24 protein-coding genes are annotated in these 20,264 nt (G+C 70.1%); 20 read left to right on the top strand and 4 right to left on the bottom strand.

Annotated elements, in window-relative coordinates; translation table 11 throughout:
• Nucleotides 1-50: 50 nt before the first annotated feature.
• The 6 genes from WMR31_RS12115 to WMR31_RS12090 are packed head-to-tail and all read left to right on the top strand — an operon-like array spanning nucleotide 51 to nucleotide 4,991.
• A complete protein-coding gene (locus tag WMR31_RS12115) occupies nucleotides 51-1,670 on the top strand; it encodes a methylmalonyl-CoA mutase family protein (protein ID WP_340539096.1) in 1,620 nt (539 codons plus the stop codon).
• A gap of 1 nt (nucleotide 1,671) precedes the next feature.
• On the top strand, nucleotides 1,672-2,061 hold the full coding sequence (locus WMR31_RS12110) for a cobalamin-dependent protein (RefSeq protein WP_340539095.1): 390 nt from the start codon (nucleotides 1,672-1,674) through the stop codon (nucleotides 2,059-2,061).
• Complete coding sequence (locus WMR31_RS12105) at nucleotides 2,058-3,311, top strand: acetyl-CoA hydrolase/transferase family protein (protein WP_340539094.1); 1,254 nt, start codon at nucleotides 2,058-2,060, stop codon at nucleotides 3,309-3,311. Before WMR31_RS12110 ends, WMR31_RS12105 begins: the two co-directional genes overlap by 4 nt.
• Nucleotides 3,308-4,225, top strand: a complete 918-nt coding sequence (locus WMR31_RS12100; RefSeq protein WP_340539093.1) for a hydroxymethylglutaryl-CoA lyase — start codon at nucleotides 3,308-3,310, stop codon at nucleotides 4,223-4,225. Before WMR31_RS12105 ends, WMR31_RS12100 begins: the two co-directional genes overlap by 4 nt.
• Nucleotides 4,222-4,632 carry a hypothetical protein gene (locus WMR31_RS12095; protein WP_340539092.1) on the top strand — a complete coding sequence of 137 codons (411 nt, stop codon included), beginning with the start codon at nucleotides 4,222-4,224 and terminating at the stop codon, nucleotides 4,630-4,632. Before WMR31_RS12100 ends, WMR31_RS12095 begins: the two co-directional genes overlap by 4 nt.
• Entirely contained in the window at nucleotides 4,629-4,991 is a 363-nt protein-coding gene (locus WMR31_RS12090) for a MaoC family dehydratase (protein WP_340539091.1), read from the top strand. The genes WMR31_RS12095 and WMR31_RS12090 overlap by 4 nt, the downstream gene beginning before the upstream one ends.
• Before the next feature lie 8 nt (nucleotides 4,992-4,999).
• Here WMR31_RS12090 and WMR31_RS12085 read toward each other — a convergent pair whose 3' ends face one another.
• The 3 genes from WMR31_RS12085 to WMR31_RS12075 are packed head-to-tail and all read right to left on the bottom strand — an operon-like array spanning nucleotide 5,000 to nucleotide 6,540.
• Nucleotides 5,000-5,605, bottom strand: a complete 606-nt coding sequence (locus WMR31_RS12085; protein ID WP_340539090.1) for a TetR/AcrR family transcriptional regulator — start codon at nucleotides 5,603-5,605, stop codon at nucleotides 5,000-5,002.
• Between the two features lie 45 nt (nucleotides 5,606-5,650).
• Nucleotides 5,651-6,055: an HTD2 family dehydratase gene (locus WMR31_RS12080; RefSeq protein ID WP_340539089.1), complete on the bottom strand. Its 405-nt coding sequence runs from the start codon at nucleotides 6,053-6,055 to the stop codon at nucleotides 5,651-5,653.
• The gene (locus WMR31_RS12075; RefSeq protein WP_340539088.1) at nucleotides 6,052-6,540 is read right to left on the bottom strand and encodes an FAS1-like dehydratase domain-containing protein; all 489 of its coding nucleotides are present in this window, start codon (nucleotides 6,538-6,540) and stop codon (nucleotides 6,052-6,054) included. Before WMR31_RS12075 ends, WMR31_RS12080 begins: the two co-directional genes overlap by 4 nt.
• 146 nt (nucleotides 6,541-6,686) lie before the next feature.
• Here WMR31_RS12075 and WMR31_RS12070 point away from each other — a divergent pair, with 146 nt between their 5' ends.
• The 10 genes from WMR31_RS12070 to WMR31_RS12025 are packed head-to-tail and all read left to right on the top strand — an operon-like array spanning nucleotide 6,687 to nucleotide 15,948.
• Nucleotides 6,687-7,901, top strand: a complete 1,215-nt coding sequence (locus WMR31_RS12070; RefSeq protein WP_340539087.1) for an ABC transporter substrate-binding protein — start codon at nucleotides 6,687-6,689, stop codon at nucleotides 7,899-7,901.
• Between the two features lie 9 nt (nucleotides 7,902-7,910).
• The gene (locus WMR31_RS12065) at nucleotides 7,911-8,768 is read left to right on the top strand and encodes a branched-chain amino acid ABC transporter permease (protein WP_340539086.1); all 858 of its coding nucleotides are present in this window, start codon (nucleotides 7,911-7,913) and stop codon (nucleotides 8,766-8,768) included.
• Entirely contained in the window at nucleotides 8,765-9,778 is a 1,014-nt protein-coding gene (locus WMR31_RS12060; protein ID WP_340539085.1) for a branched-chain amino acid ABC transporter permease, read from the top strand. Before WMR31_RS12065 ends, WMR31_RS12060 begins: the two co-directional genes overlap by 4 nt.
• Nucleotides 9,759-10,511, top strand: coding sequence for an ABC transporter ATP-binding protein (locus WMR31_RS12055; protein WP_340539084.1), 753 nt, complete (start codon nucleotides 9,759-9,761; stop codon nucleotides 10,509-10,511). Before WMR31_RS12060 ends, WMR31_RS12055 begins: the two co-directional genes overlap by 20 nt.
• Complete coding sequence (locus WMR31_RS12050) at nucleotides 10,508-11,230, top strand: ABC transporter ATP-binding protein (RefSeq protein WP_340539083.1); 723 nt, start codon at nucleotides 10,508-10,510, stop codon at nucleotides 11,228-11,230. The genes WMR31_RS12055 and WMR31_RS12050 overlap by 4 nt, the downstream gene beginning before the upstream one ends.
• The gene (locus WMR31_RS12045) at nucleotides 11,223-11,978 is read left to right on the top strand and encodes an enoyl-CoA hydratase/isomerase family protein (RefSeq protein WP_340539082.1); all 756 of its coding nucleotides are present in this window, start codon (nucleotides 11,223-11,225) and stop codon (nucleotides 11,976-11,978) included. The genes WMR31_RS12050 and WMR31_RS12045 overlap by 8 nt, the downstream gene beginning before the upstream one ends.
• 7 nt (nucleotides 11,979-11,985) lie before the next feature.
• Nucleotides 11,986-12,942 carry a TIGR03619 family F420-dependent LLM class oxidoreductase gene (locus tag WMR31_RS12040; RefSeq protein ID WP_340539080.1) on the top strand — a complete coding sequence of 319 codons (957 nt, stop codon included), beginning with the start codon at nucleotides 11,986-11,988 and terminating at the stop codon, nucleotides 12,940-12,942.
• On the top strand, nucleotides 12,939-14,513 hold the full coding sequence (locus WMR31_RS12035) for a class I adenylate-forming enzyme family protein (RefSeq protein ID WP_340539079.1): 1,575 nt from the start codon (nucleotides 12,939-12,941) through the stop codon (nucleotides 14,511-14,513). Before WMR31_RS12040 ends, WMR31_RS12035 begins: the two co-directional genes overlap by 4 nt.
• Nucleotides 14,510-15,655 (top strand): thiolase family protein, encoded by a 1,146-nt coding sequence (locus WMR31_RS12030; RefSeq protein WP_340539078.1) that lies wholly within the window; start codon nucleotides 14,510-14,512, stop codon nucleotides 15,653-15,655. The genes WMR31_RS12035 and WMR31_RS12030 overlap by 4 nt, the downstream gene beginning before the upstream one ends.
• A complete protein-coding gene (locus WMR31_RS12025) occupies nucleotides 15,652-15,948 on the top strand; it encodes a PhlB family protein (RefSeq protein WP_340539077.1) in 297 nt (98 codons plus the stop codon). The genes WMR31_RS12030 and WMR31_RS12025 overlap by 4 nt, the downstream gene beginning before the upstream one ends.
• Before the next feature lie 18 nt (nucleotides 15,949-15,966).
• Here WMR31_RS12025 and WMR31_RS12020 read toward each other — a convergent pair whose 3' ends face one another.
• The gene (locus WMR31_RS12020; protein WP_340539076.1) at nucleotides 15,967-16,683 is read right to left on the bottom strand and encodes a DUF5067 domain-containing protein; all 717 of its coding nucleotides are present in this window, start codon (nucleotides 16,681-16,683) and stop codon (nucleotides 15,967-15,969) included.
• A 97-nt stretch (nucleotides 16,684-16,780) separates the two neighbouring features.
• Here WMR31_RS12020 and WMR31_RS12015 point away from each other — a divergent pair, with 97 nt between their 5' ends.
• From WMR31_RS12015 to WMR31_RS12000, 4 genes are all read left to right on the top strand, one after another.
• The gene (locus tag WMR31_RS12015; protein ID WP_340539074.1) at nucleotides 16,781-16,969 is read left to right on the top strand and encodes a hypothetical protein; all 189 of its coding nucleotides are present in this window, start codon (nucleotides 16,781-16,783) and stop codon (nucleotides 16,967-16,969) included.
• Between the two features lie 36 nt (nucleotides 16,970-17,005).
• The gene (locus WMR31_RS12010; RefSeq protein ID WP_340539073.1) at nucleotides 17,006-18,064 is read left to right on the top strand and encodes a PLP-dependent cysteine synthase family protein; all 1,059 of its coding nucleotides are present in this window, start codon (nucleotides 17,006-17,008) and stop codon (nucleotides 18,062-18,064) included.
• Nucleotides 18,065-18,196: 132 nt separating this feature from the next.
• Nucleotides 18,197-19,309, top strand: coding sequence for an alpha/beta hydrolase (locus WMR31_RS12005; RefSeq protein ID WP_340539072.1), 1,113 nt, complete (start codon nucleotides 18,197-18,199; stop codon nucleotides 19,307-19,309).
• A gap of 28 nt (nucleotides 19,310-19,337) precedes the next feature.
• The gene (locus WMR31_RS12000; protein ID WP_340539071.1) at nucleotides 19,338-19,901 is read left to right on the top strand and encodes a TetR/AcrR family transcriptional regulator; all 564 of its coding nucleotides are present in this window, start codon (nucleotides 19,338-19,340) and stop codon (nucleotides 19,899-19,901) included.
• Nucleotides 19,902-20,264: the final 363 nt, after the last annotated feature.

The following is a 20,264-nucleotide window of genomic DNA, read 5'->3' as shown; positions in this document are numbered from 1 at the left end:
GTCGGACCAACTTCTTGACTTGCGCGAAAGCAAGTATGAGACTGCTCGACATGGCAGTGCGAGAGGATGTCGACGGGGAGGTTCGCTGGCGCAGCGAGACCGGTCCGGCCATCGAGGCCGAGTACGGACCGGGCGCTCATGGCGCGACCGACGCTAGCGTTCTGGACGGCATCGGACGTCCGGGCAAGCCGCCGTACACCCGACACATCTACCCGACCGGCTACCGCGAGCGGCCGTGGGCGCCGAGCCTGTACTCGGGCTTCGGGCGTCCGGAGGAGGCCAACGAGCGGTACCGCTATCTGCTCGCCCAGGGGAACGGGCGAGCCAACGTGGCCTCGGACCTTCCCACGCAGATCGGCCTGGACTCCGACGACCCGCTGGCGATGGGCGAGGTCGGCCGCGTCGGCGTCGCCCTGGACTCGCTGGCCGACTTCGAGGTGATGTTCGACCAGGTCCCGCTCGACCGGATCCCGCTGTCGTTCAACGTCAACACCACGGCTCCGATCGTGCTGGCCATGCTTGTCGCGACCGCCCGGAAGCAGGGGGTCGATCCGGCCGCGCTGTCGGGCACCATCGCCAACGACATCCTGCACGAGTACCTCGCCCGCGGGATGTGGCGCAACGAGCCGACCGGTGCGCTTCGGCTGATGGCCGACGTCGTCGAGTACGCCACCGAGCACACGCCGAGGCTCTACCCCTTCAACATTCGCAGCATCCTGCTGCACGAGTCGGGCGCCCATCCCGGCCAGGAGATCGGCTTCACCTTCGCGATCGCGTGTCGCTACGTCGACGAGCTCATCGCGCGCGGCCTCGACATCGACGACTTCGCGCCGCGCATGTCGTTCTTCTTCGGCACCGGCACCCACTTCCTCGAGGAGGCCGCGAAGTTCCGCGCGGCCCGTCGGTTGTGGTGCCGTCTGCTCGCGGAGCGGTATGGCGCCTCCAAGCCCGCGAGCCTGCGGCTCAAGCTCACCTCCGTGGCGCCCTGTGGGAGCCACTTCACCGCCGCCGACCCGCAGCTCAACCTCGTCCGCGGCACCCTGGGCGTCCTCGCTGGCGCGCTGGGAGGCGTGCAGGCGATGCTGGGAACCACGATCGACGAGGCCTACGACATCCCCACCGAGGAGACCCAGCGACTGGCCCTGCGCACCCAGCAGATCGTCACCCTCGAGTCCGACGTGTGCGCGACGGTCGATCCGCTCGGCGGCTCCTACTTCATCGAAGCGCTCACCGACACGATCGAGGCCTCGGCCGTGGAGCAGATGGAACTGCTCGGCGGCTCCGAGGGGGTCGTCGAGGCCATCACCTCCGGCCGCGCGCAGGGCATGCTGGCCGAGCGGGCCTACGAGCTGGAGAACGAGCTGGCGCGCGGTGAGCGGCTGATCGTCTCCGAGAACATCTACGTACCCGACGAGATCCCCTCCCTCGAGCTCCATCAGGCCGATGCCGGGCTCTTCGAGGAACGCAAGGGCACACTCGCGAAGCTCCGGAGCGAGCGGGACGCCGCCGCCGTCGACGCCGCGCTCGAGTCGGTACGCCACGCGCTGGTCGAGGGCACCAACGTCGTCCAGCCGATGATCGTCGCGGCCGAGGCCTACGCGACCATCGGCGAGATCTCGCGGGTGATCGACGACGTGCTCGGCGTCTATCAGCAGCCGACGGGAGTCTGAGATGAGCACGAGAGTGGTGGTGGCCAAGGTCGGGCTCGACGGACACGACCGCGGCGCCAAGGTGGTCGCCCGCCTGCTCCGCGACGACGGCCACGAGGTCATCTACACCGGACTGCGCCAGCAGCCCGCGCTCGTGGTCGCGGCGGCCGAGCAGGAGGACGCCGACGTGATCGGCCTCTCGATCCTCTCCGGCGCGCACCAGGTGCTCACCGAGGCGGTACTCTCCGAGTTGCGCACCCGCGGCCTCGCCGAGGACGTCGACGTCGTGGTCGGCGGCACGGTCCCGCCCCACGACGTCCAGCCCCTTCTCGATGCCGGCGCGGCCGCGGTCTTCGGCATCGGGAGCACCCTCGACGACATCCGCACCTGGTTCCAGGAGCGTTCCCGATGAGGTGGGTCACGCCCGCGGAGATCGTCGAGCGGCTGGCGGGCGCCACCGCGGTCGCCTCGCCCGGATGCGGTGAGCCCTCGACCCTCCTCGCCCTGATCGGCGAGCACGCCGACCGGCTCCCCGGGCTCCGGCTCTACTCCGGCCTGCTGCTGGGCGACTACCCCTTCCTCGACGCCGTCGAGTCCGGTCAGATCGCCTACGGCACGTGGCACGTGATGCCCGCGGTACGAGAGCTCGTCGAGGCCGGCACCGTGCCCTTCTATCCGGTCCGTGCCTCTCGGGTGCCCTGGCTGCTCGGTGCCTTGGAGATGGACACCGCGCTGATCCGCGTCAGCCCGCCCGATCGGCACGGGTTCTGCAGCCTCGGGGCATCGGTGAGCTATCCGCGCACCGCCGTCGAGCTGGCCACCACGGTGATCGCCGAGATCGACGAAGCCGTGCCGCGCACACGTGGGGAGAGCGAGATCCACGTCGACCAGATCGACCTGGCGATCCGCTCCGCACGGCCGCTTCCGGAGTACCGGCGAGCACCGAGCAGCGAGGTGAGCGAGCAGATCGCCCGGCATCTGCTCGCCCTGCTCCCCGAGCGCCCGACGATCCAGATCGGGATCGGCGCGATCCCCGAGGCGTTCGTCGACCTGCTGCTCGCCGAAGGTGTCGCCGGCCTCCGGTTCGCCGGGATGGCCACCGACGGGATCGCCGACCTCTTCGCCGCCGGGCTCATCGACCGCGGCCGCGGCGAGTACCCGCCGGTGATGTCGGCCGAGCTGATGGGCACCCGGACCCTGATGGACTTCGCCGACGACAACCCTGCGCTGGGCACCTACAGCACCGAGCGCGGGATCACCGCGTCCACGCTGTGGGGCATGGACCGCTTCGTCTCGATCAACTCCGCCCTCGCCGTCGACCTCACCGGACAGGTGTCGGCCGAGGCGCTCGGCGGCAAGCAGGTCAGCGGCGTAGGTGGAAGCGTCGACTTCTTCGAGTCCGCGATGCACTCCGAGGGCGGTGTCCGGGTGATCGCCCTGCCCGCGAGCGATGTGCGTCGCGGTGTGAGCAAGATCGTCCCCGAGCTCGGCGCGGGAGCGCAGGTGTCGATACCTCGGCACTCGGTCGAATGGGTGGTCACCGAGCACGGCGCGGTCAGCCTGGCGGCGCTCCCGCTCGCCGAGCGGGCCGAGGCGTTGCTGAGCATCGCACCGCCGGCCGCCGACCCCGTCCGACCGGCCCGAGAGGAAGAGGCTTCGTGACTTCTCAACCACCCGATGTCGTGCTCCGCGACGTGAGCCCGAGAGATGGTCTCCAGGACCACCCACACCAGGTCCCCACCGAGCTGAAGGAGGAGCTGGTCCGCCGCGTCGTCGACGCCGGTGTGCGAGAGGTCGAGGTCACCTCGTTCGTCTCCCCCAAGGTCGTGCCGCAACTGGCCGACGCCGCCGACCTGACCCGCCGGTTCGTCGCCGACCGTCCGCCGGCGAGGCTCTCGGTCTTCGTCGGCACGGCCTCGTGGATCGACTGCGCGCTGGAGGCGGAGCCCGACGAGATCTCGATGGCGGTTCCGGCGACCGACGAGATGTCGCAGGCCAACTTCCGGCGCGACGTCCCCCAGATGATCGAGGAGGCGCGCGCCATGAAGGCGGCGGCCGGCGACGTCGCGATGAGCGCGACCGTGGCGGTGGCCTTCGGCTGTCCGTTCGCCGGCGAGGTCGCGCCCGACCGGGTCGTCGATCTCGCAAGCCGTCTCGCGGAGGCGGGCTACGAGCGGATCCTGCTCGGCGACACGATCGGCGTCGCCAATCCGACGCAGGCCCGTGACCTGGTCGGCCGGCTCCGCCGCGATCTGCCCGAGGTCGAGATCGGCGTCCACTTCCATGACTCACGCGGCGCCGCGGTGGCCAACGTGGTCGCCTCGGTCGAGGCGGGGGCGCGGCTGGTCGATGCCTCGCTCGCCGGTCTCGGTGGCTGTCCGTTCGCGCCGGGCGCGGCCGGAAACGTCTCTCTCGAGGACGTCGTCTGGGTGCTCGAGGGCATGGGCATCGCCACCGGTGTCGACCGTGAGGCGATCGCCGGCGCGGGCAACTGGTTCGCCGCTGCTCTCGACGTCCCGCTCGCCAGTCGCTCGCCGAGGCACCGCCTGTTCGACTGGGAAGGAGCGGCCTCATGACCGGTCTCGACGCCGACGACGAGTTGCCGACCCTCACCTTCGAGCTCGCCCGCGACCTGGGGGAGTTCCCCGAGTTCGACCTCCACTTCGACGAGGACGAGCTCGCCGACTACCACCGCATCGTCGGGTCGACGCCGACCGAGGTGCTGCCGCCCGGGATCGCGGCGATCTTCGGCCGGTTGGGCTACCTGCGCAAGCACGCGATGCCCGGCGGGGGAGTCCTACTCGGCCAGGAGATCACCTGGCTGGCGCCCGCGTCGGCGTCCAGACCACTGCGGATCAAGTCGGTCGTCGAGAGCGCGGTCGAGGACGATCGCGGTCGCCGTCAGATCGTGTTCGTGACCACAGCCCGCCAAGACGACACCCACGTCGCAACCGTGCGGATCAAGGCGGGATGGCCCTCATGAAGTTCGCCCGTGAGTATGAGATGAGTCAACGCGTCATCGACGCGTGGGCCGACCTGTCGGGAGATCACAACCCGCTCCACGTCGACATCGGCTATGCGGAAGGCACCCGCTTCGGGGGCACCATCGCCCACGGTCACTACACGCTCGCGGTCATCGAGGACCTGCTTCTCGAGTCCTGGGGCGAGCGGTGGCTGCGCGGCGGCGTGCTCCGCGACCTCCGGTTTCGAGCTCCGGTGCGGCCCGGTGGGCGCTACCGGGTGATGGTGGGGGAGCCCGACGGCGGGCAGGCGCATGTCGAGGTCGTCGACATGAGCGACGGCACGCTGGTGGTCGAGGGTCTAGCGGTTCAGCCCTGCTGACGCATGGGCTACTCGGCACCCGCGACGAACGGGCGCCCGGAGGTCGCGTAGCCCGACGCCAGCATGCCCACGAGGAGGTCGACCAGCGTCGCCGTCGACATCCGCTGTGCGCGAGCGCCGTGGAACCAGAGGCTGATCCCGTTGGCGGCCGAGAGTGCCGCGTTGACCGCGACCCAGCTGTCGACGTCGCTGAGAACTCCCGCCGACACGCCCTCGTCGTAGGCGGCCGTCAGACCCTCGGAGTACTCGCGACGCCGCTTGTTGGCCCGCAGGCCTTCGATCTTCGCGATCTCGGGCCGCTCGTGCATGAGTAGCGCCAGCAGGTCGATGTTGTTGGCGCACACGGTGAGGTGCGCACGGAGCAGAGCCTCGAACCGTTCACCGGCAGCGGTGATCTCGACCTCGCCGACGGCGGCCTCGAGCTTGGTCATCAACTCGTCGAAGAGTGCCGCGAGGATCGCGCCCTTGCTCTTGAAGTGGTAATAGAGCGCCTGCCGGGTGACGCCGAGCCGTTCGGAGACCAGTGCGAGGCTGGTCGCCTTGTAGCCGTGCGTCGCGAAGAGTCTCGCCGACTGGTTGAGCACCTCGCGGCGCGTCACTGCCTGTCTGGGCACGTCGTGCTCCCCCTTCTCAACGTGATCCACCTGGGATGGATCGAATCATGCCGACTCGGTTCTAGTAGCAACCCGGCCCCGACCGGTCGCGACGGTCTCGCCGTCGGAGGTGCGCACCCACGTCTCGAGCACTGCGATGCCGGGCTCCGACGCGGACGGCTCGACCCCGCCCCCCACGTGCAGGACCGCGCCCTCGGTGACCGGGCGGATCGATCGGTAGGTGAAGGACTCGACCGACCCGGACGGCTGGGCCCACCGGTCGAGCAGCTCGAGCATCCAGGTCCCCAGCAGCGGTCCTTGCACCAGCAGGCCGGGCAGTCCTTCCACCGCCGTGGCGTAGTCGCGGTCGTAGTGGATCCGGTGCGGGTTCCCTGTGGCTGCGGAGAAGGCGAACAGTTGGAGCGGGCCCGGGCACACCTCGAAGCCGGCGAGCGGCGATGGTGGCGTCATCGCAGGATCCTCACGAAGTGCTCGACGACCGCGGTCCCCCGGTCGGTGTCGTAATGGAGCTCGTGGGTGACCGCGGTGAACGCCCCGCTACGGCCCTGCTTGTCTGCGATGTCGACCAGGGTCTTGGTGACGACTACCCGATCACCCGCGACGAACCTGTCGTGGAACCGGGCGCGGGACTCGCCCGCAGCCCGCCTCAGGTAGGTGGTGGCCGGGGTCAGATCGGGAGGCATGCCGTCGACGCTGAGCTCCTCGAGCGCCACCAGACTCGCGGTCTGGTGGCGGATCGCGACGTAGTAGCCCAAGGGGGCGACGACGTCGCGATGCCCGCGCGATCTGGCCGCCCCGGCATCGAAGTACTCCGGGGCCCGGCTGCCGATGCTGTGCGCGAATCGGGCGATGTCGGTGCACGTCACGTGGAACACCGGGTAGGTGATCTGGTCGCCGACGCCCGCGGTCGGCGGAGACGCTGGTGGTTGGGACACCCCTCCAGGGAATCGCATTTCCTTGCTCTTGCGCAAGTGAGCGAATTTCATGGGCTGAACTATTGACGTAAGCATCGTCCAGTGTGTTTGCTTGCTAGTCAGCAAGTGACTCTCGGCACGGATCCTGGAGGAGCAACATGAGCGGAATGCGTCGAACGCGCGGGGCCTGGAAGGTGGCGGCTCTGCTGAGCGCCTCGCTGGTCCTGGCGGCATGCAATGGCGACTCAGGCGGCAGTGAGGACGCGATCGAGGTCGGCGTCGTCATCCCGCTCTCGGGCCCCACTGCCGGAGTGGGCGAGTACATCCAGCGTGGCTACGAGCTGGCGCAGGAGGAGATCAACGCCGACGGCGGGATCGACGGGCGCGATCTCGAGTTCAAGTTCGGCGACCACGCCGGCGACCCGGCGACCGGTGCCCGCGAGGCGCGCACCCTGGTCCAGCAGGACAAGGTGGTCGCTCTGACCGGCTCCTACGAGTCGGGCGTGACGCTCGTGGTCGCCCAGACCGCCGAGCAGCTCAAGGCGCCGTACATCGTCCCGTACTCCTCGGCGACCTCGATCACCGAGTCGGGCTTCACCTACACCTTCCGTACCCGCCCCCCGCTGCCCGAATGGGCCAAGACGATGACCGACTTCCTCACCTGGCAGGCCGACAACGGTGGTCAGCCGGTCGAGAAGGTCGGACTGCTGGTCGACGGCACCGAGTACGGCGACACCGCGGCGGCGGCCTACGAGGAGGCAGCGCAGGCCGCCGGGCTGACCGTCGTCGACAAGCGGACCCTGACCCAGGGAGACACGAACCTGTCGGCGCAGATGACCCAGCTGCGCAATAGCGGGGCCCAGGCGATTCTCGCCTCGACCTACCTCGAGTCGAGCATGGGCGCGATCCGGACCCTGGACTCGCTCGACTGGGACGTGCCGTACATGACGGTCGGCTCGGGCATCGTCGCACCGGCGTTCTTCGATCTCGGCGAGCTCGCCAACGGGGTCACGAGCACGACGTCATGGGCCTCGACGATCGACAACGAGGCGAGCAAGAAGTTCGCCGAGGCATACAAGGCCAAGTACGACGCCGAGCCCACCGATGACGCCGCCTACGCCTACGCCGCCGCCTATCTGATCAAGGAAGCCATCGAGAAGGCCGGCGAGGACGCGGATGCGGAGGCGATCGCGGAGACGCTGCGTACCGCCGAGTTCACCTCCGAGGGAGCCAACATCATCCCGACCGGCGGCACGCTCAAGTTCGACGAGAAGGGCCAGGCCCACCCGGCGATCCTGATGGCCCAGGCCGAGGATGGCGTGTGGAACTCGGTCTTCCCCGAGGAGTTCGCCTCTTCCGACTATGTGCCGAGCGGCGGCTGACCCGAGCTCATGGATGTCTTCGTCCAGGCGCTCTTCAGCGGTCTGCTCGAGGCGGGCCTGCTGATGGCGGTCTCGGTCGGTCTCGCTCTGGTGTTCGGCGTGATGGGGGTCGTCAACTTCGCCCACGGGGCACTGTTGATGGTCGCGATGTACGTCGCGATCGAGGTGGGCGATCTCGGCTCGATCTGGATCACGATGCTGCTCCTGTTCGCGATTATGGCGATCGCCGGCGGCGTCGTCTACCTCGCCCTGATCCGGCCTGCCTATCACCTCGACCACACCTTCCAGCTGCTGATCACGCTGGGCCTGGCGGTGGTGCTGGAGAACGCCGCGCTGCTCTACTTCGGCGCCCAGCCCCGCAGCCGTCCCGACGCCGGGATCGACGGCTCGCTGCGCATCCTCGGTGCGGCGCTGCCCTGGAACCGGGTGGCGCTCGCGGCGATCGGAGTGGCGATCACGATCGCGCTGTACCTGTTCATCACCCGCTCTGAGCTGGGCCAGCAGATCCGCGCGGCCTCTCAGGACACCATGGCCGCGCAGTTGTCCGGCATCTCGGTGCAGAAGGTGCTCGCCGTCGCGATGGCGATGGGCATCGGCGTCCTCGGCCTGATCGCGCCGTTCCTGGTGACGACCACGAGCGTCTCGCCCACCTTGGGCGACCGGTTCGTGCTGCTCGCGTTCGTCGTGGTGATCCTGGGCGGCGCGGGCAGCATCCGCGGAGCCGCGATCGCGGCGGTGATCGTCGGGCTGACCGAGACGCTCGGGGCGGCCTACCTGCCCGGAACGCTCGGGCTGAGCGCGGTGTGGATCCTCTTCGTGCTGGTGCTTCTCTTCCGACCGCAGGGACTGATGGGGAATCGGGTATGAACAGCAGTCGTCGGACCCAGCTCATCGCCCTGGCGGTCGTGGCTCTCCTCGGATTCGGGCTCCCGCTGTTCGCCACGATCAATATCCAGGTGATCGCCACCAGTGCGCTGTTCTACGCCTACCTCGGGACCTGCTGGAACGTCACCGGCTCCTACGGCGGACGGCTCTCCCTGGGCCATGCCATCTTCCTCGGCGCCGGCGCCTACACCTCGACCCTGCTCTTCATCAACCAGGGGATCTCGCCGTGGATCGGGATGTTCCTGGGCGTGGTGGTCGGGGCGGCGTGCGGGGCATTGGTCGGTTGGCTGGCCTCGCGCTACCGGCTCGAGGGCATCTTCTTCGCCATGGTGACCCTCGCGCTCACCCTGTTGGCTGCCCAACTGGTCTCCAACATCGGCACCCTCGGCGGTGCCCAGGGTCTGCTGGTGCCCCTGAGTCCGGACGGCGCCGCCGACTACCAGTTCGCTGATCCGGCCGCGCTGCTGCGGATCATCGCGGTGATGACGATGGGCGTCCTGATCTTCACCTGGTGGCTTCGCGGACGTCGATGGGGAAAGTGGATCGCGGCGGTCGGCGCCAACGATCGCGCCGCGGAGGCCAGCGGCCTGAGCCCGACCCTGGTGTCGTCGGTCGGCATGGCGATCGGCGGCGGGCTCACCGCTCTGGGCGGCACGTTCTACGCCCAGCAGAATCTCTTCGTCGACCCGGCCAGCCTGCTGCACTGGTCGGTGTCGTTGGCGATCCTGCTCCCGGTGATCGTCGGCGGCAGGTCGCGGGCGGAGGGGCCGCTGGTCGGCGCGCTCCTGCTGATCCCGCTCGAGGAGCTCATCCGGCAGAACGCCGATCCCGGGTACGCCGGCCTGCTGCGCGGCTTCCTGCTGATCGCGGTGGTGATCTTCATGCCCGGCGGCGTGCTCGATGTCGTCGATCGGGTGCGGGCACGGCTTCGTGGCAAGACCGAGCACTCGTCGCCGGAGGAGGTGGACGCCCATGCTGCTGACCGCGCATGAGGTGAGCAAGCACTACCGAGGGGTCACCGCACTCGACACGGTCTCGATGGAGCTCGACGACGGCGAGTGTCTCGGCCTCGTCGGTCCCAACGGCGCCGGCAAGAGCACCCTGCTGCACCTGCTCTCCGGCTTCGTGCCGCCGAGTGCCGGCACCGTGCACCTGCTCGGCGAGGACGTCACGACCCGTTCGGCGGCCGCGAGAGTGCGGCGCGGCCTGGGCCGCACCTTCCAGATCGTCGAGCCGATCATCGGCATGACCTGCCTGGAGTCGGTGATGGTCACCAGCCACGTGCGACATCGCAGGCCGAGCAGGGCCGCGGACGCCGCCCGGCGTTGCCTGGAGTTCGTTGGACTCGAGCCGATGGCCGACGATCGCGTCGAGTCCCTGTCCTTGGCCCGGCAACGCCTGCTCGAGTTCGCGCGAGTCCTCGCACTCGAGCCCCGGGTGATGCTCCTCGACGAGCCGATGAGCGGGCTGACGATGTCCGAACGTCGGCGGGTCGCCGAGACCGTCCGGGCTCTGCACGAGGACGGGACGAGCGTCGTCCTGGTGGAGCACGACATGCCGATGATCGCCGACCTGTGCACCCGCGTTGTCGTCCTCGACCAGGGCTCGGTGATCGCATCCGGCTCGCCCGCCGAGATCGCGCGCGACGAGGGCGTACGGTCCGCCTATCTCGGGTCGAGCGTCGGTACGGATCCAGCCCTTCCCGAGACGGGAGAGTCCTCATGAGCACGATTCTCTCGGTGGAGGCCCTCGCCTCCGGGTACGGGCAGTTCCAGGTGCTCGACGGTCTCGAGCTGTCGGTCGCCGCCGGGCACGTGGTTGCTGTCGTCGGGCCCAACGGCGCCGGTAAGAGCACGCTGCTCAAGACGCTGTCGGGCGTGGCCGACCAGACCTCCGGTGCCATCCGATTCGACGGCGACGACATCTCGAAGCTCGCCGCTCACGAGCGCACCCGCCGCGGACTGCTCCACGTGCCTGAGGGACGCCACCTGTTCCCGGACCTCACCGTCGAGCAGAACCTCAAGGTGGCCTCCGCCTTCAAGCGGGTGCGAGCCAAGCGCTCAGACAACCTGGCCTGGGTGCGCGAGGTGTTCCCGGGATTGGCCCGCCGCTGGAACGTCCCCGCGGGCAGCCTGTCTGGGGGAGAGCAGCAGATGGTCGCGATCGGCCGGGCGCTCATGGGCGAGCCGCGGGTGTTGATGGTCGACGAGCCGTCGCTCGGCCTGGCTCCCAAGGTCGTGGAGGAGATCTACGAGCGCCTGGTGGCTCTCACCACGCAGGGACTCGCGCTGCTCATCGTCGAACAGAACGTCACCCATTCCTTCGCCGTCGCCGACTACGGCTACGTGCTCGAGCGGGGGCGGGTCGCGCTCGAGGGTCCAGCCGTGGAGCTCGCCGCCGACCACCGGGTGGCCGGCATCTACCTAGGAGGAGAGCATGTCTGAGCACGTACGGCTGGAGATCGACGACGACGTCGCCTGGATCACCCTCGACCGACCCGACAAGCACAACGCCCTGTCCTACGACGACTGGACCGATCTGTCCCGTGCGGCCACCGCAGCCGGCGCCGACGAGCGAGCACAGGTCGTGGTGCTCCGCGGCGCCGGCGAGCGGGCCTTCTGTTCGGGCGCCGACCTCGGCGAGCTGGCCGAGCGAGATGCGTACGCCGCCTACGAGAACGCGATCCGGCTCCAGAGCGTCGGCAACCAGTTCGCGCAGCTGCGCAAGCCCACCATCGCGATGCTCAACGGTCTCGCACTGGCCGGCGGACTGGAGCTCGCGCTGTGCTGCACCTTCCGGGTGGCCTCGGATCGGGCGAAGGTGGGACTCCCCGAGGTCCGCATGGCCACCCTCGCCGGGGCGGGAGGAACCCAGCGGATCCTGCGGTTCGCGCCGCCGGGCGTTGCGCTCCGGATGCTGCTCCTCGGCGACCTGATAGCCGCCGAGGATGCCCTGCGGCTGGGGATCGTCGACGACGTCGTCCCCGCCGAACGGCTCCTCGACGACGTGACGGCTCTGGCCCGACGGCTTTGCGAGAACGATCCACGTACGACCGCGCTCATCCTCGACGCCGTGCGGGTGGCGTCCGAGGGAGGCCTGGCGTCCGGTCTTGCCGGCGAGGCCGCCCTGTTCGGGATGACGACGTCCTATGACGCCTTCCGCGACCGCATCGCCGAGTTCAAGAAGAAGTGAGATCAGCATGAGCCGCCTGAAGATCGGGGTGTTGGCGCCCCACACGGGTAATGCCGCAGGGCCGAGCGCCCTGCGCGAGGTCGGCCGCGCAGCCGAGGACCTCGGCTACGACTCGATGTGGGTGGGAGACCACATCGTTCTGCCGGCGGTCCAGGAGTCGTCGTACCCGTACGGCGGCGAGGACGTCGACGACAGCTATGAGGTTCCGTCGGACCGACCGTTCCTGGAAGCGACCACGTCGCTCGCCTACCTCAGTGCGGTGACCGAGCAGATCACCCTCGGCGTCAGCGTCGCGATCCTGCCCTACCGGCCGCCGGCGGTCTGGGCCAAGACCATCGGCACCCTCGATGTGCTGGCCGAGGGTCGAATCGTGATGGGGGCCGGCGTCGGCTGGCTCAAGGAGGAGTTCGACGTGCTCGGCGCGGAGTTCTCGACTCGGGGCCGCCAGGTCGACGAGACGTTGCGCTTCCTGCGTACGACGTGGGCGCAGGACGGGCCGGTCAGCTTCGACGGCGAGTTCTCCCGGGTCGACGGCATGCACATCAATCCGTCTCGAGCGCGCGGTTCGACGCCGCCGGTCTGGGTGGGCGGGAACGGTCTCACCGCCCGCCGTCGCACCGCCCGGCTCGGCGACGTGTGGCATCCGCACGTGCGGACCACGTCCCCTGCTCTCGTGCACGCCAGCCGCGAGGAGATGGGCGAGTTGGCTGCTGCGGCGGGGCGCGGCGACGTCGAGATCGGAGTCGCGCTGCACTGCCCGCTGGTGCTGACCGAGCGGGTGGGCGGCTCGCCGTGCGAGCTCGGCCGGGTCGAGGGGCCGCCGGCCTTTCTCGCCGACACCCTGGGTGCCTACGAGGAGGCCGGGCTGGACCACATCGTGCTCACCTTCGGTGGCAGTCCGTCCCGACGGATCCGCACTCTGGAGACGGTGGCCGACGCCGTCGGGCTGTCGGCGAGTCGATGATCCGGCGCCCCGACGTACCCACCGGTCTGACGATCCCGGCCGTCCTCGCCGAACTGCGAGCCGACGCCCCCGACGCGGCGGCACTGCAGATCGACGGGGAGTCGGTGACCTACTCCGAGCTGGCCGACCGCGTCGACGCGGTACGCGCGCTGCTCCAGGAGCGCGGCGTGCGGCGCGGCTCCAAGGTCGCCGTCCTGATGCCGAACTCGGTGGCCGCGGCGGTGTGGCTCCTGGCGATCGCCAGCCACGGTGCGGTCGTGGTGCCGCTCAACACCCGGCTACGGGGTGCCGAGCTGGCCTATCAGATCAACTTCTCCGACGCGACGATGCTGGCGCTCAGCGAAGCGACCATCGACGCCGCCCGCGACGTCGTGGCCGACGGCACCACGGTGCGGGCTGACCTTCCGTCGTTGCGCCAGGTGGTGACCGACGGCGGCGGCGCCGGCGAGCCGTGGGCGCCCGACGTCGGAGACCTGCTGCCGCTGTCCGGCATCGACCCGAGTACGTGGGAAGGCCCGGAGCCCGACGACGACCTGCTCATGCAGTTCACCTCGGGCACCACCGCCTTCCCCAAGGGGGTGATGCTCTCGCACCGCCAGATCCTGCTCAATGCCCGCGGCGTGGCCGGCCGTCTGCACGTGCGCGACACCGACATCGTGTGCTCGCCCTCGCCGTTCTTCCACTGTGCGGGGAGCACGCTGACTCTGGGCGTCGGCCTGGTCTCCGGTGCCGAGGTGCACTCCTTCGGGCGCTTCGACCCGGGCGAGGTGCTCGATCATCTCGAGCGTCATGCAGTCACCGTCTACAGCGGCGTCGAGGCGTTCTTCCTGGAGCTGATGACGCACCCGTCGTTCTCGCCGTCGCGCGTCTCGGGTGTCCGCACGGGATGGATTGCGGCTCCTGCAGACCTGGTCGGCACGGTGCACGAGCGGATGGGTCTCGCCGGAATCGTCAATGTCTATGGGCTCTCCGAGGCCTCGCCGAACGTGTGCGTAGCGGACGCGGACTGGCCCGTGGAGCAACGGATGACCTGCGGCACCACGCACTCGGGCATGGAGGTGCGCGTGGTCGACCCCGACTCCCTCGCGCCGGTGGGGGCCGGGACGACCGGCATCATCGAGGTGCGCGGGCCGTGCGTGACCCGCGGCTACTACCGCGACGAGGCGGCCACCCGCGCGGCGTTCACCGCGGACGGCTGGCTACACACCGGCGACCTCGGCGTCATCGACTCCGACGGCAACCTGAGCTACGACGGCCGAGCCAAGGACATGCTGCGCGTCGGCGGCGAGAACGTCGCGCCGGCAGAGATCGAGGCAGCGCTGCTCGAGCACCCCGACGTCCGGGAGGTAGCGGTGATCGGCCGCCCGCACGCGCGGATGGGAGAGGTGCCCGCGGCATTCGTCGTGCTCCAGGACGGCGCGGGCATCGGCGCCGACGAGCTCTCGGAGTTCGCGGCGTCGCGGCTGGCCGGGTTCAAGGTGCCGCGCGAGGTCGTGATCAGCGCCGAGCTGCCGAAGACCGGGAGCGGGAAGATCCAGAAGGCCCGGCTGCGCGACCTTCTGCCGCGATGACCGGCGGCTCGGACGTCTGGATCCGAGGTGTCGCGCGAACGCCGTACGGCGTGCAACCCGGCACCGACACCCTCGGCTGGCAGGTGCGCGCGGCTCGAGCCGCGCTGGACGATGCCGATCTCGAGCCGGGGGCGGTCGACGGTCTGTTGGTCGGCTACTCGACGACGACGCCGCATCTGATGCCCGCGAACGCCTTCGCCGAGCGGCTCGGCATCCGGCCGGCCATCGCGCTGGGTGCCAGCGTCGGCGGAGCCACCGGGCTGGCGATGGTGGCGACGGCGTCCGCACTGGTGCAGGCGGGTCGCGCGCGCCGGGTCCTGGTCGTGGCGGGGGAGGACCGTGCCAGCGGGCGATCGCGTGCCGCGACCACCGCCACCCTCGCCGACGTCGGGCATCCCGACCTCGAGGTGCCACTCGGCGCGACGGTGCCGGCCTACTACGGACTCCTCGCCTCCCGCTACCTCGCCGATCGCGGACTCGGGCCTCGCGACCTCGCGGCGCTCGCGGTGCCGCAGCGCGTGCACGCCTCCCGCACTCCCGGCGCCCAGTTCACCGACCTCGTCTCCGAGGCCGACGTCCTCGAGGCGCGAATGATCGCCAACCCGCTCACCCTGCTCCAGTGTTGCCCGGTCTCCGATGGCGGCGCGGCGATCCTCGTCTCGGCCGCCGCGGACGCGCGCGCGCCGGCGATCGTCGGACTGGGCAGCGCCAACCGACACCAGCACCTCAGCACGCTCGACCCGTCCCGCACCGGCGCCGGCGACGCCGCCGCGATGGCGCTGGGCGAGGCCGGTATCTCGCGGGAGGAGATCGACGTCCTCGCCGTCTACGACAGCTTCACCGTGACCCTCGCGATGATCCTGGAGGAGACCGGCTTCGTGGCACCGGGGATGAGCGGGGCGTCCGCGCGGGGAGGTCGGTTCGGCCTCGACGGCGATCTTCCCCTCAACACCCACGGCGGCCTGATGTCCTACGGCCACTGCGGTGTTGCCGGCGGCCTCGCCCATCTGGTCGAGGCCGTGCTCCAACTACGCCACGACCGCCCCGGCCACCAGGTCGTGCGTCCCCGCTACGCCTACGTGCACGCCGAAGGCGGCGTGCTCTCCGCCCATGTCGCTCTCGTGCTGAGGGCGGCGACATGACCTGGCCCGCGTCCACCCGCGTCTTCCGCTGCGACCACTGCGGCGCCGTCGAGGTCGTCACCCGGGCGTTCTGCGTGGAATGTGGCGGCCGTGACCCGATCGAGCACCTGGTTCCGAGTGTGGGTGTCTGTCTGGCGCGTACCGCGGTCACCGGATCGGATCACACGACGTCCGTCCTGATCCTGGTACAGCTCGACGACGGACCGGTCGTGATGGGTCGAGGCTGCCACGGGCTCGTCGCCGGAGACCGGGTGGGGGCGGACGAGACGCGGTGGTGGTCGGCTGTGTCGTGAGCCCTTCGCGCAGCCCGGCTACTTGAGCTCGTACACGGCGGACCCGAGGACTTCGTCGAATCCCTCGTACGCCACCAGTTCCACAGGGGTGACGGTGTCGTCCAACTCGTACGCGATGGCGCACTCGACGGTGCCGCCCTGCTTGATCTTCTCCGATTGAGTCTCGAGGAACCTGTCGTCTGGGAGCATGCCGACCTCGAGTTCGTTGATCGCGTCGGGATTGTTGTCCTGCAGCGCGTTGAAATGGAAGATGAAGGCCGAGGGATCGACCTCGTCGTCCGACAGATTGGTCGTCTCATACCAGAACGCGATCACCGGCTTGTCGCCGTATTCGTTGCCCGGGGCGCCGACGTCGATGACCTCGTGACGGGTGATCTTGATCCGCAGCTCCGAGGTCGAGAGGACTCCGTCCTGGAAGGTCGAACCGCTGGCGTCCTCCGGAACCTGGGAGTCCTCGCCGGTCTCGTCCGTGCTGTCGGCCTCGTCGGGGGAATCTGGGTCCTCGGTTCCAGCGGTGACCGTCACCGTCACCGTCTCGGCTGGAGCCTCAGCTGTGCCCCCGCCGGTGCCACATCCCGCAAGAAGAAGCCCGGCCGACAGGGCAACGGAGGCTTGGAGCGCGCGCAGCAGACGCATGGAACGAAGTAGGTGCAGCATCGGTGGTTCGCTTTCGGAGTCGATCGGGTTCTCGGCAGTATCGCCGTCTCTGCGATCGACGTCAGGCGAACCGTACATCGGCCGTCAGTCTTGGCCACCAGATCAGGCGCCGGCACCATCCCGGGCCGGACGCGCCCCACTCCCGGAAGGTTCTCGGCGCTGACGGGATCGCCTCGTGGATCCGGCCATCGAGTCCAGCAGCCTGGCCGACGACACGCGCACCGCGGAGTCGCCGGCGGCGGGGAGTGGCCCACGAGAGCGCATCGTCCAGCACGAAGACGAGGAGGAGACGGGGCTGCGGGAAGTGATTGCGGGCATCTACGCCGGGGCGCTCGCCGAGCTGTCCGCCCAGCTGGCGGGGTGAACTAGTGTCCTCTCATCCGGCATCAGGAGAGGACCCGTGACGTCGACCCGCGCCTGGGTGAACCAGGCCATCCGCAAGCTGCACGCCGACGCGACCCGCAGCGCTGACACGCACCTGTTGCAGTTCCCGCTGCCGTCGTCGTGGGGCGTCGACTTGTACGTCAAGGACGAGTCGTCGCATCCCACCGGCTCACTCAAGCACCGGCTCGCGCGCTCGCTGTTCCTCTACGGCCTGGTGGGCGGCCGGATCGGTCCGGAGACCACGCTCACCGAGGCCTCGAGCGGCTCCACCGCGATCTCCGAGGCCTACTTCGCCCGCCTGCTCGGGCTGCCGTTCATCGCGGTGGTGCCGGAGTCGACCAGCCACCGCAAGATCGAGCTGATCGAGGAGTACGGCGCCCGCTGCGCCACGGTCGCCTCGGCCGGCGAGATGTATGCCGAGGCGGAGCGGATCGCGGCCGAGACCCACGGCTACTACCTCGACCAGTTCGGCAATGCTTCGGTCGCCACCGACTGGCGCGGCAACAACAACATCGCCTGCTCGATCTTCGAGCAGCTCGCCGCGGAGCCGCATCCCGAGCCGTCGTGGGTCGTCGTCGGCTCCGGCACCGGGGGCACCTGCGCCACGATCGCCCGCTATGCGCGCTACCACGGCGCGCACACCCGGATCGCTGTCGCCGACCCCGAGGGCTCGGTGAACGAGCAGGCCTGGCGCACCGGACGCCGCGACCTCACCGCCTGCGGATCGCGGATCGAGGGGATCGGCCGCCCGCGGGTGGAGCCGTCGTTCCTGCCGCAGGTCGTCGACCTGGTCCGCACCGTCCCGGACGCCGCCTCCATCGCCGCCATGCACGTGGTGCACGAACGTCTCGGCGTCGCCCCCGGACCCTCGACCGGCACCAACCTCGTCGTTGCGCTCGAGCTGGCCGAGCAGATGGCGGCGTCCGGGGAGCGCGGCAGCATCGTCACCCTGCTGTGCGACCGGGGCGAGCGCTACGCCGACACCTACTACTGCCCGGAGTGGGTGTCGTCCCTCGGCCTGGACATCGAGCCGTTCCTCGGCGAGCTCCGGGCGCGGTTGACCGCCGAGGCCTGAGCCGCCCGGGGATCCGCTGCCCCGGTCCGGTCGCGCTCGCGTGCCGGGCTTCATTCGACGATGGGCTCGGGCTACTACGATCGCAGTGGTATGGTCACAACGTACGTAGTGATTCCGATCATTGGAGACGACGTGCCCGTCGGCTACCTCATCACCTTGTCCCTGCTCGGCGTCTGCGCACTGGCGGCCCTGACCCGCCCACGGCGGATGAGCCGCAAGCGATATGCGCTCGCGGTCGCGATCAACGAGCTCCCGCACTGGGCGGCGCTCGGTCTGCTACTGGCCACCGCGCTCGCCTGGAGCGAGGGCGACCTCGACGGCGTGCCCGGTGTGATCCTGCTCGGCTGCGCGGCGGCGCTGCTCGTCGCGCTGGGCGAACTCGCCCGGCGCGGACTGCTCGCCGAGCGGGCGGTGGCCGCCGTCGTCCGCGCGCACGGCGCCGAACCTCGGGCCCGGCGCAGGCTGCGCCCATGGCTCTTCCCGTTCCCGTGGCGTCCCCGGTCGGTGACGCGGGTCGGGCCGATCCGCTACGGCGACCACCGGCGTCAGCGCCTCGACGTGTACCGGCGCAAGGACGTGGGGGAGGCCGGGCCGGTGCTCGTCTACCTCCACGGCGGCGGCTACTTCTCCGGGAGCAACCGACGCGAGGGGAAGGGCCTGCTGCACCACCTCACGGCGCGAGGCTGGGTCTGCCTCAGCGCGACCTACCGGCTCCGCCCGTCGGCCGACTTCACCGACCATCTCGACGACGCCCGCGCCGCCCTGCGCTGGGCACACGACCACGCCGCCGAGTACGGCGGCGACCCGAGCACGCTGGTGATGGCGGGCAGCTCCGCGGGGGCGCACCTGGCCTCGCTGTGCGCGCTCACCCAGGATCGGGACGACCCCCATCGCCCTCCCGTCGACGCAGCCGTCTGCCTCTACGGCTACTACGGCAGGTACTACGGCCGCGGTGTGGACGAGTCGCCCGTCTCGACGCCGTTGGCCTTGGACCCAGGTGACGCGCCGGCGTTCTTCATCGCGCACGGTGACCACGACTCCTACGCCCCCGTGGAGGATGCGCGAGCCCTGCGGCGGCACCTCGAGGCAGGCTCCCCTCGACCCACGTGGTACGTCGAGCCTCCCGGTGCGCAGCACGGCTTCGATGCGCTGCTCTCCTGGCGCACTGCCGCCGTGATCGACGGCGTCGATGCCTTCCTCGCCCGATCCGTGCTCCCCAGACCCCGTGGACTACGGTCGTCGTGATCTCGGCCGACGGCGAGGAGTGGGGGGCATGGGCAGACGGGAAGCGATCGGCGCCGCGGCGCTGGAGCTGGTCTCCGAGGGCGGCAGCCATGCGCTGACCCATCGCCGGATCGACCGCCGGCTCGGCCTGCCGGAGGGGACGACGTCGAACTACGCGCGCAACCGCCGCGCGTTGGTGCGCATGGCGATCGACGAGGTCGCGGCCCTCGCCGACATCCGGGGCGGCAACCCACCCCTGCCGAGCACGGTGGACGAAGCGGTCGCGCAGCTCGTCCCGGCGCTGGAGACGACGATCGAACGGGGCGTGGACACGCGGGCCCGGATGTCTCTCTCCCTCGACTACGTCGACGACGAGGAGCTGCACACCCTGCTGACCACCGAGTCCCCGGTGCGCGTCAAGCTGCTGGGCGAGGTGGCACGGATGCTCTCCAGCCTCGGGGTGCCCGAGCCCGACCAGCGAGCCATCGACTTCATCGGGGTGATGAACGGCCTGCTGTTCGACCGGCTGGCCGGCAACGGCGTCCGCGGCTCACGGGTGGACGCCGCTCACGTGCTCCGCGCCTGGCTGATCGGGATCGGCGCCCGGCAGTGAGCCGGTGATCGTCCGGTCGGAGGTTGAGCAAGCGAACAGCCAGCGAGCGCTGACGAAACCCCGGCGGCGGACTGCGCGATTGTGGTCGGTGGGCCGGCGCGCTGCCGGCACGGGCTCCGCCCGCGCCGCCGCCTGCGCGGCCACCCCTGCTCGCTCCGCCGTCGCTGACTCGCTCGCGCCCGGCTCGCGCGGCTCGCGTTTCCGGGTCGGTTGCGGGGTTTCGTCGACGCGGTCCGCGCTCGTTCCTCACGCGCACCGCTTGCTCAACCTCCGAAGTTGCCCTCCCGCCGGAGGTTGAGACGCTTCTATGGGTTGTCAAGCCATTGTGGTGGCGAGGTGTCGGTAGATCTCGCGGGCGATGTA

The organism is Nocardioides epinepheli (genome assembly GCF_037936805.1).
GTDB lineage: Bacteria > Actinomycetota > Actinomycetes > Propionibacteriales > Nocardioidaceae > Nocardioides.
Note: the sequence above shows the minus strand (reverse complement) of the source record. Positions and strands in the feature narration are given on the sequence as shown.

Excerpts from the sequence above, each read along its gene's own strand:
- WMR31_RS12115 (WP_340539096.1), top strand. The coding sequence starts at position 51 with ATGGCAGTGCGAGAGGATGTCGACGGGGAGGTTCGCTGGCGCAGCGAG.
- WMR31_RS12110 (WP_340539095.1), top strand. The coding sequence starts at position 1,672 with ATGAGCACGAGAGTGGTGGTGGCCAAGGTCGGGCTCGACGGACACGAC.
- WMR31_RS12105 (WP_340539094.1), top strand. The coding sequence starts at position 2,058 with ATGAGGTGGGTCACGCCCGCGGAGATCGTCGAGCGGCTGGCGGGCGCC.
- WMR31_RS12095 (WP_340539092.1), top strand. The coding sequence starts at position 4,222 with ATGACCGGTCTCGACGCCGACGACGAGTTGCCGACCCTCACCTTCGAG.
- WMR31_RS12090 (WP_340539091.1), top strand. The coding sequence starts at position 4,629 with ATGAAGTTCGCCCGTGAGTATGAGATGAGTCAACGCGTCATCGACGCG.
- WMR31_RS12080 (WP_340539089.1), bottom strand. The coding sequence starts at position 6,055 with ATGACGCCACCATCGCCGCTCGCCGGCTTCGAGGTGTGCCCGGGCCCG.
- WMR31_RS12070 (WP_340539087.1), top strand. The coding sequence starts at position 6,687 with ATGCGTCGAACGCGCGGGGCCTGGAAGGTGGCGGCTCTGCTGAGCGCC.
- WMR31_RS12065 (WP_340539086.1), top strand. The coding sequence starts at position 7,911 with ATGGATGTCTTCGTCCAGGCGCTCTTCAGCGGTCTGCTCGAGGCGGGC.
- WMR31_RS12060 (WP_340539085.1), top strand. The coding sequence starts at position 8,765 with ATGAACAGCAGTCGTCGGACCCAGCTCATCGCCCTGGCGGTCGTGGCT.
- WMR31_RS12055 (WP_340539084.1), top strand. The coding sequence starts at position 9,759 with ATGCTGCTGACCGCGCATGAGGTGAGCAAGCACTACCGAGGGGTCACC.
- WMR31_RS12050 (WP_340539083.1), top strand. The coding sequence starts at position 10,508 with ATGAGCACGATTCTCTCGGTGGAGGCCCTCGCCTCCGGGTACGGGCAG.
- WMR31_RS12045 (WP_340539082.1), top strand. The coding sequence starts at position 11,223 with ATGTCTGAGCACGTACGGCTGGAGATCGACGACGACGTCGCCTGGATC.
- WMR31_RS12040 (WP_340539080.1), top strand. The coding sequence starts at position 11,986 with ATGAGCCGCCTGAAGATCGGGGTGTTGGCGCCCCACACGGGTAATGCC.
- WMR31_RS12035 (WP_340539079.1), top strand. The coding sequence starts at position 12,939 with ATGATCCGGCGCCCCGACGTACCCACCGGTCTGACGATCCCGGCCGTC.
- WMR31_RS12030 (WP_340539078.1), top strand. The coding sequence starts at position 14,510 with ATGACCGGCGGCTCGGACGTCTGGATCCGAGGTGTCGCGCGAACGCCG.
- WMR31_RS12025 (WP_340539077.1), top strand. The coding sequence starts at position 15,652 with ATGACCTGGCCCGCGTCCACCCGCGTCTTCCGCTGCGACCACTGCGGC.
- WMR31_RS12020 (WP_340539076.1), bottom strand. The coding sequence starts at position 16,683 with ATGTACGGTTCGCCTGACGTCGATCGCAGAGACGGCGATACTGCCGAG.
- WMR31_RS12000 (WP_340539071.1), top strand. The coding sequence starts at position 19,338 with ATGGGCAGACGGGAAGCGATCGGCGCCGCGGCGCTGGAGCTGGTCTCC.